Below are 15,290 nucleotides of genomic sequence, written 5' to 3'. Positions count from 1 at the left end.
AATCATTTACACAATATTGAGCCGGAGTCCCTCATGTCGTATCAAACCGTCCCCGATGCCTACACCGACCTGCGCGATGCCGTGCGCGACCTGTGCCAGACCTTCCCCGCAGAATACTGGCGCAAGGTCGACGAGGCACGCGGCTATCCCGAGCAGTTTGTCGATGCTCTCACCAAGGCCGGCTGGATGGCCGCGTTGATTCCGCAGCAATACGGCGGTTCCGGATTGGGGTTGACCGAAGCCTCGGTCATCATGGAAGAGATCAACCGTACCGGTGGCAATTCCGGGGCCTGCCACGGCCAGATGTACAACATGGGCACCTTGCTGCGTCACGGCTCCGAACGGCAGAAGCAGCAGTACCTGCCCAAGATCGCCAGCGGTGAACTGCGCCTGCAATCGATGGGCGTGACCGAACCGACCACCGGTACCGATACCACGCGTATCAAGACCGTGGCGGTGAAGAAGGGCGATCGCTACGTGGTCAACGGCCAGAAAGTGTGGATATCCCGGGTCCAGCATTCGGATCTGATGATCCTGCTGGCACGGACCACGCCGCTGGACCAGGTCAAGAAGAAATCCGAGGGCATGTCCATTTTCCTGGTCGATCTGAAGGAGGCCATCGGCAAGGGGCTGGAGGTGCGGCCCATCCTGAACATGGTCAACCATGAGACCAATGAACTCTTCTTCGACAACCTGGAAATCCCCGCCGAGAATCTGATCGGCGAGGAAGGGCGGGGCTTCAAGTACATCCTCGACGGCCTCAATGCCGAACGCACCCTGATCGCCGCCGAGTGCATCGGCGATGGTTACTGGTTCATCGACAAGGCTACCGCCTATGCCAATGAGCGCGTGGTGTTTGATCGGCCCATCGGCATGAACCAGGGCGTGCAGTTCCCGATTGCCGACGCCTACATCGAGATCGAAGCCGCCAACCTGATGCGCTACAAGGCCTGCGAACTCTTCGATGCGCACCAGAATTGTGGCGCCCAGGCCAACATGGCCAAGTACCTGGCAGCCAAGGCCTCGTGGGAAGCGGCCAATGTCTGCCTGCAGACCCATGGCGGCTTCGGCTTTGCCTGCGAATACGACGTCGAGCGCAAGTTCCGTGAGACGCGCCTGTACCAGGTGGCGCCGATTTCGACCAACCTGATTTTTTCCTACGTGGCCGAGCACATTCTCGGTCTGCCGCGTTCCTTCTGAGGCAAATCATGCAGGCCATTGCAGAAAACTCCACCCTTGGTGCAGAAAACGTCAGGCCCGATGAGCATCCCTCGCGCCTGCTGGCGGCCTTTCTGGCCGGGCTGCGTTACGAGGATATCCCGACGGCGGTGATCGCCCGTACCGAAGATCTTTATCTCGATTGGTTCGCCTCGGCGCTGGCCGGCAAGACCGCGCGCCAGGTCGGCATCATCGAACGCTATGCGGCGCAGATGGGGCCGCAGCAGGGACCGTCGACCATCCTCACCAGCCGTCGCAGTACCACGCCGTATTTTGCGGCGCTGGTCAATGGCGCAGCCTCGCATGTAGTGGAGCAGGATGACGTGCACAACGGTTCGGTGTTCCATCCGGCGGCCGTGGTATTCCCGGCTGCGCTGGCTGCTGCGCAGGCACTGGGCAAGTCCGGTGCGGAATTGCTGGTGGCCGCCGTGGCAGGCTATGAGGCCGGCATCCGCATCGGCCAATTCATGGGGCGCTCGCACTACCGGGTCTTCCATACCACCGGGACAGTGGGCACGCTGGCCGCTGCGGTGGCGGTGGGCAAGTTGATGGATTTCGATGCGCGACAATTCCTGCATGCCATGGGTTCGGCCGGAACCCAGGCCGCAGGGCTGTGGGAGTTCCTGCGCGATGCGGCCGATTCCAAGCAACTGCATACCGGCAAGGCCGCTGCCGACGGGCTGCTGGCAGCGTATCTGACGCGGGATGGTTTCACTGGCGCGCAACGCATCCTCGAAGGTGCCCAGGGCATGGCGGCCGGCATGTCCAGCGACGCCGATCCTGCTCGCCTCACCGATGGCCTGGGTACGCGCTGGGCTACGGCGGAGACCTCGTTCAAGTTCCATGCTTCCTGCCGTCATACGCATCCGGCCGCCGATGCGCTGCAATTGCTGATGCAGCGTGAAGGTCTGCGTCACGACCAGATCGCCCTGGTCACCACGCGCGTGCATCAGGGTGCCATCGATGTGCTGGGGCCGGTGGTCGATCCGCAGACGGTGCACCAGGCCAAGTTTTCCATGGGTACGGTGCTGGGCTTGATTGCCGTGCATCAGCAGGCCGGGCTGAGTGAATTTGAACAGCAGGCCCTGAGCGATCCGCGTGTGACGCAGTTCCGCCAGAAGGTGCAGATGCGGCTCGATAGCGAGGTCGATCAAGCCTATCCGGCGCGCTGGCTCGGCCGCGTGGAGGTACAGACCACTGATGGCCGCCGCTTCGAGGCAGCCGTCGATGTACCCAAGGGCGACCCCGAGAACACGCTCTCGCGGCCTGAGCTGGAACAGAAGGCGACACGGCTGATACGTTTCTCGCACGCGGCCAGCGACGCCGAGATCGCCGCGATCATCGCACGTGCCTGGCGCCTGCACGAGACGCGCGATCTGCAGCAGTTGTTCTGACGCCCGACCCTATCCGATCATCCCGACGCGCCAAGTACGCCAGGAGCACACGCCATGTCGCAAGCCAATCGCCCGCTGGAGGGCATCACCGTCATCAGCCTGGAGCACGCCATCGCGGCGCCGTTCTGTACACGCCAGCTGGCGGACCTGGGCGCCCGTGTCATCAAGATCGAGCGACCCGGGGTGGGAGATTTTGCCCGCGGCTACGATACGCGCGTCAACGGCCTGTCTTCGCACTTCGTGTGGACCAATCGTTCCAAGGAAAGCCTGACCCTCAACCTCAAGGACGAAGAGGGCAAGCGCATCATCGACCAGCTCCTGGGTGAGGCCGATGTCCTGGTGCAGAACCTGGCACCGGGCGCTGCCGCCGGTCTGGGCCTGTCGGCCAAGGTACTGCATGCGAAGCACCCGGGCCTGATCGTCTGCGATATTTCCGGTTATGGTGAGGACGGTCCTTATCGTGACAAGAAGGCGTATGACCTCTTGATCCAGAGCGAAGCAGGTTTCCTCTCGGTCACCGGTACGCCCGATGAAGTGGTGAAGGCTGGCTGCTCGATTGCCGACATCGCCGCCGGCATGTATGCCTATTCCAACATCCTGGCTGCGCTCATCAAGCGCGGGCGCGATGGACGCGGCAGCCATATCGATCTGTCGATGCTGGAGGCGTTGACGGAGTGGATGAGCTTTCCCCTGTATTACGCCTATCAGGGGGCCAGTGCGCCGGGTCGCTCGGGCGCCGAGCATGCCACCATCTATCCCTATGGCCCCTTCAAGGCCGGTGATGGCAAGACGGTCATGCTGGGCTTGCAGAACGAACGTGAATGGAAAGTCTTCTGCGAAGTGGTGTTGCAGGATGCCGCGCTGGCCAGCGATGCACGCTTCTCCAGCAACGCGCGACGCCATGAGCATCGCGAAGCGCTGCGCCAGTTGATCCTGGGGATGTTTGCCGACATGAGCGCCGAGCAGGTCGTGGCGCGGTTGGATGATGCGCAGATCGCCAATGCCCGTGTGAACACCATGCAGGAACTGTGGCAGCACCCGCAACTGGCTGCGCGCGAACGCTGGGCCGAAGTCGATACCCCGGTCGGCAAGGTCGCCGCACTGCTGCCCCCCGGTGTCAATGACAGCTACGACTACCGCATGGAGGCCATCCCGGCACTGGGCCAGCATACCGAGGCCATCCTCGGCAGACTGGGCTATGACGCGGCCGCCATCGCGGCCTTGCGCGAACGGGGAACCGTGTGATGGCACCGCATATCACTGCTGCCAACAGCTACCTGTTCGTGCCGGCCAACCGGCCCGAGCGCTATGCCAAGGCACTCGAGAGCGGGGCGGACGCCGTCATCGTCGACCTCGAAGACGCTGTGGCCCTGCCGCAGAAGGAAGAGGCGCGTGCCACGCTGGCGCGCTGGCTGCGCGGCAATGGTCCGCAGGCGCGTCTGTGGGTGCGCATCAACGCCGCCGACACGGTCTGGCATGGCGATGACCTGCTGACGTTTTCTGCACTATCGATGGCGGGCATTGTTCTGCCCAAGGCGGAGGACGCCAAGACGCTGTCCTCCATCGCCCGTCGGCTGGGACCGGGGCGCGGACTGATCGCCCTCATCGAAAGTGCCGCCGGTCTGGCCGCCATGCGTGAGATCGCTGCCGTGCCGGGTGTGCAGCGGCTGGCCTTCGGTTCCATTGATGCACAGGTCGATCTGGGCATGCAGTGCGGACCGGAGGAGGAAGAGCTGACGCACTTCCGCATCGAGATGGTGATGGCCTCGCGCCTGGCCGGTATTGCCCCGCCCATCGATGGCGTGACCACGGATTTCAATGACGATGCCTTCCTCACGCGCATGGTGCAGCGGGCCCGGCGCATGGGCTTTGGCGCCAAGCTGTGCATCCATCCGCGCCAGGTCGACGGGGTGCGACGTGGCTTCATGCCCAGCGAGCGGGAACTGGCTTGGGCCGAGGAAGTGATGGCGGCCGTGCGCGCCGGCGACGGTGGTGCCATTTCGCTCAAGGGCAAGATGATCGACAGGCCGGTGATCTTGCAGGCGGAGAAATTCCTGCATCAGGCCGGGCGCTTGATGGACTGAGCAGGGCGGGCCTCGGATTGCGCCGACCGTGGCTCGTGTAACCTATGCGTTTTCCAACCAAGAGGGAGACGACACCATGAAAATCCAAGCTGCCGTGCTGCGCGAAGTGACCGAGGCGCACCCGTTTGCGCAGAGTCAGCCGCTGAAGATCGAGGAACTCGATCTCGATGGGCCCGGCCCCGGTGAAGTGCTGGTCAGGATGAAGGCGGCCGGCCTGTGCCATTCCGACCTGTCGGTCATCACCGGCGTGCGTCCGCGTCCGGTACCGATGGCCCTGGGCCACGAGGCCTCGGCTGAAGTGGTCGAGGTCGGCAGTGGCGTGACCGACCTGCGCGCCGGTGACCTGGTGGTGCTGGTTTTCGTGCCCAGCTGCGGTCACTGCCTGCCCTGCATGGAGGGCCGACCCGCGCTGTGCGAGCCGGGCGCGGCCACCAATACCGTGGGTGAATTGCTCTCCGGTCAGCGTCGCCTGCGTGACCGCACGCAGCACGTGCACCATCACATGGGCGTGTCGGCCTTTGCCGACCATGCGGTGGTCTCGCGCCGCTCCTGCGTGAAGATCGAGGCCGACATCGATCCCGTTCAGGCCGCCCTGTTCGGCTGTGCGGTGCTCACCGGCGTGGGCGCGGCGGTCAATACTGCCGAGGTCAAGGCCGGCACCACGGCTGCCGTGCTGGGGCTGGGCGGTGTGGGCCTGTGCACCCTGCTGGGCGCGCTGGCTTCGGGTGCTCGCGAGGTGATTGCCGTCGACCTGCATGACAGCAAGCTGGAGGTGGCGCGCGCACTGGGGGCCACGGCCACCGTCAATGCCCGCGATCCGGATGCGGTGGAGAAGGTCAAGGCACTCACCAAGGGTGGGGTCGACTATGCCTTCGAAATGGCGGGCTCGGTACAGGCCATGGAAGCGGCCTATCGCATGACCCGCCGCGGCGGCATGACGGTCACCGCCGGTCTGCCGGCACCGAATCAGAACTGGGCGCTGCAGCAGGTCAGCCTGGTGGCCGAGGAACGTACCGTCAAGGGCAGCTACATCGGTTCCTGCGTGCCGGTGCGCGATATCCCGCGCTACATCGGTCTGTACCAGGCCGGCAAGCTGCCGGTGGACAAGCTCATGGGCGAGCGCCTGGCGCTGGCCGATATCAATCGCGGCTTCGATCGCCTGCACAGCGGGGAGGGACTGCGTGACCTGATTGTGTTTTAACGCGAGCGGGTCGAGGTCATCGGCCTGCTTGCATCACCCCGGAGGAGACATCCATGACCATCATCACAATGCGGGCGGCACTGACCGCCTGCGCCTTCGCCTCGTTGAGCCTGTCGGCCACCGCCGCGCTGGCCCAGCAGACCATCGTCATCAAGTTCAGCCACGTGGTAGCCAATGACACGCCCAAGGGCAAGGGCGCGGAGCGCTTCAAGGAACTGGCGGAAAAGGCCACCAACGGCCGCGTCAAGGTCGAGGTCTATCCCAACAGTACCCTCTACAAGGACAAGGAAGAACTGGAGGCCCTGCAACTGGGTTCAGTGCAGATGCTGGCGCCGTCCCTGGCCAAGTTCGGGCCGCTGGGCGCCAAGGAATTCGAGGTCTTCGATCTGCCCTACATCTTCCCCAACAAGACCGTGTTGAAGCGTGTCACCGAAGGACCGATCGGACAGGGACTGTTCCAGAAGCTGGAGAGCAAGGGGATCAAGGGCCTGGCCTACTGGGATAACGGCATGAAGGTGATGACGGCCAACCGTCCGCTGCACAAGGTGGCGGACTTCCGGGCGCTGAAGATGCGCATCCAGTCCTCCAAGGTGCTGGACGAACAGTTCCGCGCGCTCAAGGCCAATCCGCAGGTGCTGGCGTTTTCCGAGGTCTATCAGGCCATGCAGACCGGCGTGGTCGATGGCAGCGAGAATACGCCCTCCAACATCTATACGCAGAAGATGCACGAAGTGCAGTCCGACCTGACGGTATCGGACCACGGCTACATCGGCTATGCGGTGATCGTGAACAAGAAGTTCTGGGAAGCCCTGCCAGCCGACGTGCGCGGCCAGCTGGAGGGCGCCATGAAGGAAGCGACGGAGTATGCCAACACCATCGCCCAGAAGGAAAATGATGATGCCCTGGCCGCCATCAAGGCCAGCGGCAAGACCAGGGTCTATACCTTGAGCGAGGCAGAAAAAGCCGAATGGCGGCGCGCCTTGCTGCCGGTGCACAAGAGCATGGCCTCGCGCGTGGGACAGGATCTGATTGACGCGATCTACAAGGAAAGCGAGGCGGCGGGCGTGAAGATGAACTGAGCGACTGACCGGTTGGCCTTGCCCGGCGGCCTGCAGCGATGCAGGCCGTTTTTCATGATGCGGAGGCGGGCCGGAAACCTTATTTCTTCTTGCGCTCGCGCACGTATTGTTCGGCGGCGGTGACGGCATTCTGCAGGGCTTCCATCTTGGAGTTGCCCGGCTTGAAATCGCCGAATTCATGCGTGGTGCGATCCGGGAAGTCGATATGGACGAACGCCGTCCATTTGCCATCGGTACGCAATACGGGAGTCAGTTTGATGGTCGCGTCAAGATACTTGCACGCGATGGCGCCTAAGGTGGTGGACATCTTGCTTCGAAGCGGGGCGACGGCGGGTGCTTGCCAGTCCATCGCCTGCAGGTTGTGTGGCAAATCGAACCGGCATGATGCCACAGCCTGTCCATTCCTGCCTTGTTCGCAACGTCGGCTTTACGCGATTTTACGAGTCTTCCGCTTGACGATGAGCCGGGCCTTGTGGTTTTGGCTTGTTCGTCAAGCTTCTTGAGATGATGAGCTTGTAAAAAAGATGCGAGTCAGCGAGCGCCCAGCAGCAGGTCCAGGTTTTGCACGGCGGCACCGGAGGCACCCTTGCCAAGGTTGTCGAACACCGCGCACAGCAGAATGTGGCCCGCCGTCGCGTTGCCGAAGACCCCCAGTGTCATGTCGTTGCTGTTGTTGTGGCGGGTCGGGTCGAGCCGGGTGGTGGCCGCGCTTTGCTCTGCATCCAGCACCATGACGTGGCGCGCACCGGCGTAATGCGCCTGCAGCGTTGTGCGCAGGCTCTCCAGCGTGGCCTGGGGCGGCAGCAGACGGGTCTGCAGGGCGATGGACAACACGATGCCCTGCCTGAAGGCGCCGTAGCTGGGCACGAACACCGGACGTTGCGACAGGCCCGCGTGCAGCTGCATCTCGGGCGGATGCTTGTGTGCCAGGCCCAGTCCGTAGAGCACGAAGGGCGCGGCCTGGGCGGCATCCGGACCTTCGTATTGCTCGACCTGGGCGCGTCCGCCACCGGAATAACCGGAGACGGCATGGATGGCCAGCGGGTAGTCGGCCGGCACCAGTGCTGCCTGCACCAGCGGGCGCAGCAAGGCGATGGCGCCGGTCGGATAGCAGCCGGGATTGGTCACGCGCTGTGCGTTGGCAATGGCCTGCGGCTGTGTCGTCGACAGTTCGGGGAAACCATAGACCCAGCCGGGGCTGGTGCGATGGGCCGAGCTGGCGTCGATCACGCGCACCCGGGGATTCTCGATCAAGGTGACGGCCTCGCGGGCGGCGTCGTCCGGCAGGCACAGCAGGGCGATGTCAGCGCTGTTGAGGGCCTCGGCGCGACGCCGCGCATCCTTGCGCTCGGCAGCCGGCAGGGTCAGGATGCGCAGGTCATGGCGGCCACGCAGGCGCTCGTGGATCTGCAGGCCGGTCGTGCCTTGGTCGCCATCGATGAAGATCAGGGGAAGTGTGCTCACGGTTCGCTCCAATACAGGGAAAGGCGCCGAAATCGAATGGCCGACGCTTGCCGAAGACTGCATGTTGAAGCGGATCGTATAATTGGAAAAGTTGAATATTCTAAAGAGTTCGTTCAGCTTTTCTGAACGTCTACTGAACGTGATCTTTTGAACGTGATCTTTGGAACGTGATCTTTTTCTGTCGGGAGTCATGCGATGCGTGAATTGAGCCTGGATCGCCTGCGTACCCTGGTGGCCATTGCCGACCTGGGTTCCTTTGCCGCTGCCGCGCGCGAGTTGCACCTGGCACCGCCCACGGTGAGCCTGCACATCAGCGAGCTGGAAGAGCGCATCGGTGCGCCGCTGCTGTTGCGCCAGCGCAGCCAGGTGCGGCCATCGGGCATTGGCGCCACCCTCATCGTCCGCGCCCGGCAATTGCTGGCCGCAGCTGATCAGGCGCTGGAAGAAGTAGGGCGGCAGGTGCTGGGGCTGGCCGGGCGCGTACGATTGGGCGCCTCTACCGGCGCCATTGCCACGCTGCTGCCGCAGGTACTGGAACGGCTGGGGCAACGTCATCCGGATATCGACGTGCAGATCCACATTCTGACCTCGCAGGAAACCTTGTCGCAGCTGCACGAAGGGCTGCTCGACATCGGCCTGGTGGCGCTGCCGCAATCACCCGTCCAGGGGCTATGCGTCAAGCCCTGGCGGCGCGATCCGGTGATGGCCTTCCTGCCGGCGGCCTGGCAGGTGCCGCGACTGGTCACGCCCGGCTGGCTGGCCGCGCAGCCGCTGATTTTGAATGCACCCGAAACACGGCTCTCGCGCCTGACCACGGAATGGTTCGCGGGGGCCGGGGAAGCACCGGTGGCGCGCATCCAGCTCAATTTCAACGATGCCATCAAGAGCCTGGTGGCCGCCGGTTATGGCGCCACGCTCTTGCCGCACGAGGCCAGCGCGCAAGGCCGGCCCGTGCTACTGGATCCGCGCATCGTCATGCGACCGCTGCGACCGGCGCTGTGGCGCCCCCTGGGCATTGCCCACCGCGCCAGCCAGCTCGAACCGGCCACGTGCCATGTGCTGGAGGCGCTGTGGGAACTCAAGCAGTTGAAGACATCGCGTTGACGGGCGCGAGTGCAGCGCGCGTCAGGGCGGAGAGCGACTGGCGCTGCTGTCCCCTGGTATCGAAATTTTCATCATCCAGCCACTGTTCGAAGGCCCGGCGCAGGGCTGGCCATTCGCTGTCGATGATGGAGAACCACGCCGTATCGCGGCTGCGGCCACGATAAACGATGGCCTGACGGAACACGCCCTCGAAGCGGAAACCCAGACGCTGCGCCGCCGCGCGCGAGGGCGCATTGAGGCTGTCGCATTTCCATTCGTAGCGGCGATAGCCGAGGTCTTCGAAGACATGGCGCATCAGCAGGTAATGCGCTTCGGTGGCCATGCGGCTGCGCTTGAGACGCGCTGACAGCGCGATGTGGCCGACCTCGATGACGCCATGTACCGGTTCGATGCGCATGAGTGCCAGGGTGCCGATCGCTTCGCCGCTGGCCAGGTCGATCACGGCATGATGCAGCGGGTCCTGCGTGGCCTGCATCTGTTCGGCCTGCTGACGGTAGCTGGCGGCATCAGCGAAGGGGCCGCTCATCATGTAGGTCCAGTCGCGTCCGTCCGGGGCGGTGGCAAAGGCGGCGTACAGTTGTCCGGCGTGGCGGGCTGCATCCAGAGGCTCGAGCCGGCAGCTGCGGCCTTGCAGGGTCTGGCCGTCGGGACGTGGACGCGGCTGCCAGTCGGGCAGGGCGGGGCCGATGGCTTGCTGGTATTCATTGGTGCGGGGGAGATCAGTCATGGTTGCTTTCGTGGCGGGTGTGAACAGACCCTGGCACGATAGCGTTTTCGTGGCATCATCAAAAGTGCCACAGGATACTCATTTGATGGAGCCACGAAAGCACCTTGCCATGCCTCTTTCCCTGTTGTCTTCCCCGCTCGACCTCAGTGCCGGTTCCATGTCGCGCCAGCAGCAATTGCTGGCGCGCTTCAAACGCGCCATTCTTGGCGGCCAGTTGCCGCCGGGCAGCCGCCTGCCCTCCACCCGCAGCCTGTGCGAGCAGTTGCAGGTGGCGCGCAATACGGTGCTGGCGGTGTACGAGCAACTGACGGCCGAAGGTTATGCCGAAGCGGATCGACAAGGAACCCGGGTGGCGACGCTGCTGGCGATGCCTGCCGGTATCCGCGCCGAACCGTCGGTAGCACGCCAGGACCGTCAGCGGCCATCACGCCGGGTCAGTGCGATCAAGTCCACGCGTGATGCCGGTGACCGTGCCCTGCCGCTGACACCGGGCATGCCGGCCCTGAACCGGTTTGCGCTCAATGCCTGGCTGCGCGCGCAGGAGCGCGCCCTGAAGCGGGCAGGGCCGATGGCGCTGGCCTATGGCGAAGCGCTGGGTGAACCGGCCCTGCGCGAAGCCATCGCGCAATATCTGCGGGTGGCGCGCGGGGTGCGATGCGAAGCGGGGCAGGTGGTGGTGACCGAAGGCGCACAAGGGGCCCTGTCGCTGTGCGTGCGGCTCTTCGCCAATCCCGGCGAGCGCGCCTGGGTGGAAGATCCCGGCTATGGCGGGGTGCTTGCAGCCTTCCATTCAGGCGATATGAAGATTCGTTCCATGCCGGTCGACGACGAGGGCATCCTGATTGCCGATCGGGACTGGCGTTGGCCGCCCCGGCTGATCCATGTGACGCCTTCGCACCAATATCCGACCGGCGCGGTATTGTCGCTGGCGCGGCGTCTGGCGCTCATCGCGCGGGCGCGTGAGCATGGCTGCTGGATCATCGAGGACGACTACGACAGCGACTTCTGCCATCACGGCCACCCCATCCCGGCCATGCAGGGGCTGGTGCCGGAGGCGCCGGTGCTGTACGTGGGAACCTTCAGCAAGACGCTGTTTCCGGGTTTGCGGATCGGTTTTCTGATCTTGCCGGCCTCGGTGGGGGAGGACACCTGGCGCGCGCTGGCCGAAATGTTGCGCGGCGGGCACAGGCTGGAGCAACTGGCGCTGGCGGAGTTCATGGCGGGTGGCCAGTTCGCGCGCCACCTGGGCCGCATGAAACGGCTCTATCGTGAACGCCAGCAGGCCTTGCGGGCCGCCTTGCAGACCCATTTGCCGGGGCTGGACATCTCGGGCGGCGCCAGCGGCCTGCACCTGACGCTGCGGTTGCCACCGGGTTGTGCCGACGGCGCAGTCAGCGCGGCGGCGCGCGCCGCAGGAATGAACGTGGGGGCGCTGTCCTCGTTTTCAGCAGGGTCGCCACAGGCTCGCCACAACGGGCTGGTGATCGGTTACGGCAATACGTCCGAAGAGCAATACGATGCGCTGATCCGGCGCCTGGCCGGGATCGTCAGGCGCACTCTGCGCCATCAGATCAGAGCGTGGCAGGCTGACGCAGGCGCTGCTTGACGCAGCGCGTGACGAGGTCCATGTAATCGGCGGCGCGCGCGGGCTTGGCGGCATACCAGATGCGGCTGTCCTGCTCCTGTGCGAAATCGGCGGACATCGGTGCGGCCGTGAAGAGCACCAACGGAATCTGCGCCAGTTGCTGGTAGATGCACAGGGTGCGCAGCAATTCATAGCCTTCGGTGCCGGAAAAGCTGCGTGGATCGAGCAGGATCAAGGCCGGGAGATCCTTGCTGCGGCACAGGGCCTTGGTCAGCAGGGACGCATTGGCCAGCTCGGCATCATCGAACCATGCGAACTGGCAGGGCAACTGGCTGCGCCAGATGGCAAAGCGGGCGGTTTCGATGGCGTCCAGGTCGGCATCGACGACGAGTACGCGGGGCAGGTGATGAGTCAGGGACATGGCAGCCTCCTTGCTGGGATGGCACCATCTTAGGAGAGTCGGGCGACGGGGACTATCAGGGGCTTCCTGATGCTTCCTGATGCTTCCTGATGCTCTGCGGTGGAGACGGGGACCGTCAATGCCCGGCCAGGGCAGTTCAGCTCATTTCAGCTCGACTGCCTTCGCCGGGGCTGGTTTCGAACTGTCTGGCGTATTCGGCACGGCGCGCCTGGTCCGATTCGATGAGCAGGCGGTAACGGGTTTCGGATACGCGCTGCTGGAGCACGGCGGCATAGCGCTCGCGCTGCAGCCATTCAATGATGATCGAGGCGGTGGCGACGATGACGATGTAGACCAGGATCAGGAAGATATCCTTGTCGTTCAATCCATCCATCGTATAGAAGGGCTTGCGGAAGAAGAACATCGCCGTGGGAATGCTCACGGCCAGCAGGCCCAGGGAATAGAGATAGCCGAACAGATAGCTCATCACGATGCAGTTGACGGAGAAAAACAGCATCGACAGCGCCTCATCCACAAACGGTGCCAGCGCATAGCGCAGTCCGAATGCCGCCACGAAGCCGACGGTACAGACGTACACTGGCCGGAACCCCTGCGGGCGCCAGCTCTTGGCATTCTTGAGTCGGATCAGGCTCATGATGGTCTTGGAGTGGGGGCGTGTGGTATCCATCTTGGTTCACATTGCTCGATGCTGCAATGGGCTCATGTTAAGAATGTAAGAATGCGGGTCTGTCAAATGGCGGATCGGCGGCAGGCAGCGTGGATCAGCGGTTTTTCTGCACATCCACTCAGTGCCGTCTGTCTTTGAGCGGCGAGGAGTGGGCGAGATACTTGCGGTTCATCTCGTTGCCGTGGATCTCGATGCTGCGCTTGATGAACATCACGGTTTCATTGGTGACGATCTCGCGTTCATTGTCCACGGTGATGATGTGATAACAGTCACCCAGCCAGACGACCTTGCGTATCTCGGCATTGATGTGCTGCAGGATCACTTCGGCATTGCGCGGCGAGGCGGTTTCATCGTCGATGGAATGAATGATCAGGGTATCGGTACGCACCAGCGGCAGCGACTTGCGCACGAAGGCGATCATGCGCAGGGCCGCGCGCAGGTGGCGTGCCGGGATGGAGGCAGCGCCCACGGCGGCGACGCCATCCTTCTCCAGCGCGGCGGCCACGCGACGACGCATTTCGAAGTTCTTGATGCCGTAGGGTTCGCTTTCCTTGTAGGACCAGTCGCGCACGCCCATGTCATAGACCACGGTGAGCAGTTTCCAATACCAGGGTACCGACCAGCCGTCATACTGCAGCACCGGCGAGAGCAGCACCACCGACAGCAGCTCCTTGCTGCGCGCCGCCACCGCCAGGGCCAGCGTGGCGCCCATGGACAGGCCGCACAGCGAGACGGTGCGGAATTCTTCCTTCAGGCGCGCCACCCGGCTCTCGACCACGGCGCACCAGTCCTCCCAGTCGGGGGAGACGCGGGGATTGGTCAGGGCCGCGGAATAATTGTCGATGTTCAGGGCAATGACGGTGCAGCCGGCCTTCTTCAACTGCTTGGGGATGGAGCCCATTTCCAGCTGCGAACCGCACAGGCCGTGCAGCAGGATGACGGCGTGGTCCTTGTGGGGGCCGCCTGGTCTTTCTTCAGTATGCCGCTGGGCAGCGTCGTTGTCCGGCAATGGGCTGGCCGGACGGATGGTTTCTGTGGATGACTGTGAGTCCATAAATCTTCAAACGCTTTTCGCGCCCCTTCGGCGCGGCCTGGCGAATCGTTCGCCCCCCGTTCAGTACGAGTAAGCGGGTCGACGCTTGAGCGCGTTCTGTTTCCCGGCTACTAACTCCGCTGGCGTCCAGGCGGATGACTTTTTGCGGAAGTCTAACTGCCTCGACAAAATGTTGCCAGCGTTTATCACCTGCATCCCCACGATGGCCGCACGAGGGTGGCCTGACATGCCATCCGGCAGGAATGTGACAATGTGATGTCAGCATAACGTTGTAAAGCCGCAATCGGTGCACAAACCTTCATATATTGCACTAAAGGGCGAGATGCGGGCCCCCATCGGGTGCAGGGAAAACGAAAAAGCCCTTCGAGGCGAGTCGAAGGGCTTGCGGTCGGTGTAGCGGGGCAGGATAAATGCCGTCGGGCATCAGCCTCGGCCTTCCAGGCGGCCATTGACTACGCGCACCTGGTCGCCGACGCGCCAGTTTTCGCTGGTTTGCGGGAAGCTGCGGGTCTTGCCGTTTTCCATGCGTACGTCGACGACGTAGCTGGTGGTGGCGCGCACGTTCTTTTCTACCTCGTTACCGGCATAGCCGCCGCCGACGGCGCCAGCGATGGTGGCCAGGGTACGGCCGGTGCCGCCGCCGATCTGGTTGCCCAGCAGGCCACCGACCACGGCTCCCCCGGCGATGCCCACGCCGCTGGTGGGGGCGGTATGGCGCACGGTACGTACGCCCACCACTTCACCGCAGCTGCTGCAGACGGCCGGGGCGCGCTGGGCCACCGGAGCTGCCGCCTGGGCCGGGTAGGCGCCAGGCTGTGGCTGGTAGGAAGTCGATTGCGGTGCGCGCTGTTGCGCCAGCCCTTGCTGGCCCTGGCCCGCTTGATCCGCCTGCTCCAGAGCGGCGACCTGTTGCGGCGAATTGGCACTCTTGGAGCTAGGCAGCAGACCGGTCATGGCGGCCACGCCGATCAGGCTGACCAGGATGACGGCCACCGAGGCGCCGGCCACCAGCGGATGGATACGACCGGAGGAAGCCGGCTGGGCGGGCTGGGTCAGGGCATTGTTGCTGGCGTTCGGGTGCTGGGGGGTATTGGTCTTGGTTTCCATGTTGACCTCTCTAGTTGTTCTGTTGTCGTTGATGAGTGGATGACTGGATTATGGAGTGGTCATGAGCCAAAAAAAATCCCGATTCTGTGTCAGTTGTAAGGACTTGTAATCCTGCAACAGTCATGCTGGGTGTGGCTTTGCGGCAAACCAGGATGGTCTTGCAAGGGGGAGGGGGCAGGCGGGGC

Annotated in this window: 15 protein-coding genes; 8 read left to right on the top strand and 7 right to left on the bottom strand. The window is 63.8% G+C overall.

Annotated features, from left to right (window positions below; genetic code table 11):
* The first annotated feature begins 33 nt into the window (after positions 1 to 33).
* The 6 genes from HNO82_RS17360 to HNO82_RS17335 all read left to right on the top strand — a co-directional run bounded on the left by HNO82_RS17360 (position 34) and on the right by HNO82_RS17335 (position 6,976).
* Positions 34 to 1,200, top strand: coding sequence for an acyl-CoA dehydrogenase family protein (locus HNO82_RS17360; RefSeq protein ID WP_175344560.1), 1,167 nt, complete (start codon positions 34 to 36; stop codon positions 1,198 to 1,200).
* Positions 1,201 to 1,208: 8 nt separating this feature from the next.
* On the top strand, positions 1,209 to 2,612 hold the full coding sequence (locus HNO82_RS17355; RefSeq protein WP_217509955.1) for an MmgE/PrpD family protein: 1,404 nt from the start codon (positions 1,209 to 1,211) through the stop codon (positions 2,610 to 2,612).
* A gap of 54 nt (positions 2,613 to 2,666) precedes the next feature.
* On the top strand, positions 2,667 to 3,857 hold the full coding sequence (locus HNO82_RS17350; protein ID WP_175344559.1) for a CaiB/BaiF CoA transferase family protein: 1,191 nt from the start codon (positions 2,667 to 2,669) through the stop codon (positions 3,855 to 3,857).
* Positions 3,857 to 4,696, top strand: a complete 840-nt coding sequence (locus HNO82_RS17345) for an HpcH/HpaI aldolase/citrate lyase family protein (RefSeq protein WP_175344558.1) — start codon at positions 3,857 to 3,859, stop codon at positions 4,694 to 4,696. Before HNO82_RS17350 ends, HNO82_RS17345 begins: the two co-directional genes overlap by 1 nt.
* 76 nt (positions 4,697 to 4,772) lie before the next feature.
* Positions 4,773 to 5,897 carry a zinc-dependent alcohol dehydrogenase family protein gene (locus HNO82_RS17340; protein WP_175344557.1) on the top strand — a complete coding sequence of 375 codons (1,125 nt, stop codon included), beginning with the start codon at positions 4,773 to 4,775 and terminating at the stop codon, positions 5,895 to 5,897.
* Between the two features lie 53 nt (positions 5,898 to 5,950).
* Positions 5,951 to 6,976 (top strand): TRAP transporter substrate-binding protein, encoded by a 1,026-nt coding sequence (locus HNO82_RS17335; RefSeq protein WP_008329739.1) that lies wholly within the window; start codon positions 5,951 to 5,953, stop codon positions 6,974 to 6,976.
* Between the two features lie 79 nt (positions 6,977 to 7,055).
* Here HNO82_RS17335 and HNO82_RS17330 read toward each other — a convergent pair whose 3' ends face one another.
* Both HNO82_RS17330 and argC read right to left on the bottom strand, forming a co-directional pair.
* On the bottom strand, positions 7,056 to 7,283 hold the full coding sequence (locus HNO82_RS17330) for a hypothetical protein (protein WP_050978085.1): 228 nt from the start codon (positions 7,281 to 7,283) through the stop codon (positions 7,056 to 7,058).
* 224 nt (positions 7,284 to 7,507) lie between these two features.
* Complete coding sequence (argC, locus tag HNO82_RS17325) at positions 7,508 to 8,440, bottom strand: N-acetyl-gamma-glutamyl-phosphate reductase (protein ID WP_175344556.1); 933 nt, start codon at positions 8,438 to 8,440, stop codon at positions 7,508 to 7,510.
* 195 nt (positions 8,441 to 8,635) lie between these two features.
* On the opposite strand from argC, the gene HNO82_RS17320 reads away from it, so the two are divergent.
* Complete coding sequence (locus HNO82_RS17320; protein ID WP_008329735.1) at positions 8,636 to 9,544, top strand: LysR family transcriptional regulator; 909 nt, start codon at positions 8,636 to 8,638, stop codon at positions 9,542 to 9,544.
* Here HNO82_RS17320 and HNO82_RS17315 read toward each other — a convergent pair.
* Positions 9,519 to 10,271 carry a GNAT family N-acetyltransferase gene (locus HNO82_RS17315; RefSeq protein WP_175344555.1) on the bottom strand — a complete coding sequence of 251 codons (753 nt, stop codon included), beginning with the start codon at positions 10,269 to 10,271 and terminating at the stop codon, positions 9,519 to 9,521. The genes HNO82_RS17320 and HNO82_RS17315 overlap by 26 nt on opposite strands.
* A 109-nt stretch (positions 10,272 to 10,380) precedes the next feature.
* Here HNO82_RS17315 and pdxR point away from each other — a divergent pair, with 109 nt between their 5' ends.
* A complete protein-coding gene (pdxR, locus tag HNO82_RS17310; RefSeq protein ID WP_175344554.1) occupies positions 10,381 to 11,877 on the top strand; it encodes a MocR-like pyridoxine biosynthesis transcription factor PdxR in 1,497 nt (498 codons plus the stop codon).
* Here pdxR and HNO82_RS17305 read toward each other — a convergent pair.
* The 4 genes from HNO82_RS17305 to HNO82_RS17290 all read right to left on the bottom strand — a co-directional run bounded on the left by HNO82_RS17305 (position 11,843) and on the right by HNO82_RS17290 (position 15,105).
* Positions 11,843 to 12,277: a response regulator gene (locus HNO82_RS17305; protein WP_175344553.1), complete on the bottom strand. Its 435-nt coding sequence runs from the start codon at positions 12,275 to 12,277 to the stop codon at positions 11,843 to 11,845. The two genes, pdxR and HNO82_RS17305, sit on opposite strands and share 35 nt — an antisense overlap.
* 136 nt (positions 12,278 to 12,413) lie before the next feature.
* On the bottom strand, positions 12,414 to 12,944 hold the full coding sequence (locus HNO82_RS17300; RefSeq protein WP_034350434.1) for a DUF4118 domain-containing protein: 531 nt from the start codon (positions 12,942 to 12,944) through the stop codon (positions 12,414 to 12,416).
* Positions 12,945 to 13,062: 118 nt separating this feature from the next.
* The gene (locus HNO82_RS17295) at positions 13,063 to 13,998 is read right to left on the bottom strand and encodes an alpha/beta hydrolase (protein ID WP_008329730.1); all 936 of its coding nucleotides are present in this window, start codon (positions 13,996 to 13,998) and stop codon (positions 13,063 to 13,065) included.
* A gap of 423 nt (positions 13,999 to 14,421) precedes the next feature.
* Complete coding sequence (locus tag HNO82_RS17290) at positions 14,422 to 15,105, bottom strand: glycine zipper 2TM domain-containing protein (RefSeq protein ID WP_175344552.1); 684 nt, start codon at positions 15,103 to 15,105, stop codon at positions 14,422 to 14,424.
* Positions 15,106 to 15,290: the final 185 nt, after the last annotated feature.

The organism is Herbaspirillum sp. C9C3, assembly GCF_013359625.1.
GTDB lineage: Bacteria > Pseudomonadota > Gammaproteobacteria > Burkholderiales > Burkholderiaceae_D > Herbaspirillum.
This window is presented reverse-complemented; position numbering and strand designations above follow the sequence as displayed.

Excerpts from the sequence above, each read along its gene's own strand:
- HNO82_RS17305 (WP_175344553.1), bottom strand. The coding sequence starts at position 12,277 with ATGTCCCTGACTCATCACCTGCCCCGCGTACTCGTCGTCGATGCCGAC.
- HNO82_RS17335 (WP_008329739.1), top strand. The coding sequence starts at position 5,951 with ATGACCATCATCACAATGCGGGCGGCACTGACCGCCTGCGCCTTCGCC.
- HNO82_RS17345 (WP_175344558.1), top strand. The coding sequence starts at position 3,857 with ATGGCACCGCATATCACTGCTGCCAACAGCTACCTGTTCGTGCCGGCC.
- HNO82_RS17320 (WP_008329735.1), top strand. The coding sequence starts at position 8,636 with ATGCGTGAATTGAGCCTGGATCGCCTGCGTACCCTGGTGGCCATTGCC.
- HNO82_RS17290 (WP_175344552.1), bottom strand. The coding sequence starts at position 15,105 with ATGGAAACCAAGACCAATACCCCCCAGCACCCGAACGCCAGCAACAAT.
- HNO82_RS17300 (WP_034350434.1), bottom strand. The coding sequence starts at position 12,944 with ATGGATACCACACGCCCCCACTCCAAGACCATCATGAGCCTGATCCGA.
- HNO82_RS17355 (WP_217509955.1), top strand. The coding sequence starts at position 1,209 with ATGCAGGCCATTGCAGAAAACTCCACCCTTGGTGCAGAAAACGTCAGG.
- HNO82_RS17350 (WP_175344559.1), top strand. The coding sequence starts at position 2,667 with ATGTCGCAAGCCAATCGCCCGCTGGAGGGCATCACCGTCATCAGCCTG.
- pdxR (WP_175344554.1), top strand. The coding sequence starts at position 10,381 with ATGCCTCTTTCCCTGTTGTCTTCCCCGCTCGACCTCAGTGCCGGTTCC.
- HNO82_RS17315 (WP_175344555.1), bottom strand. The coding sequence starts at position 10,271 with ATGACTGATCTCCCCCGCACCAATGAATACCAGCAAGCCATCGGCCCC.
- HNO82_RS17295 (WP_008329730.1), bottom strand. The coding sequence starts at position 13,998 with ATGGACTCACAGTCATCCACAGAAACCATCCGTCCGGCCAGCCCATTG.
- HNO82_RS17330 (WP_050978085.1), bottom strand. The coding sequence starts at position 7,283 with ATGTCCACCACCTTAGGCGCCATCGCGTGCAAGTATCTTGACGCGACC.
- HNO82_RS17340 (WP_175344557.1), top strand. The coding sequence starts at position 4,773 with ATGAAAATCCAAGCTGCCGTGCTGCGCGAAGTGACCGAGGCGCACCCG.
- HNO82_RS17360 (WP_175344560.1), top strand. The coding sequence starts at position 34 with ATGTCGTATCAAACCGTCCCCGATGCCTACACCGACCTGCGCGATGCC.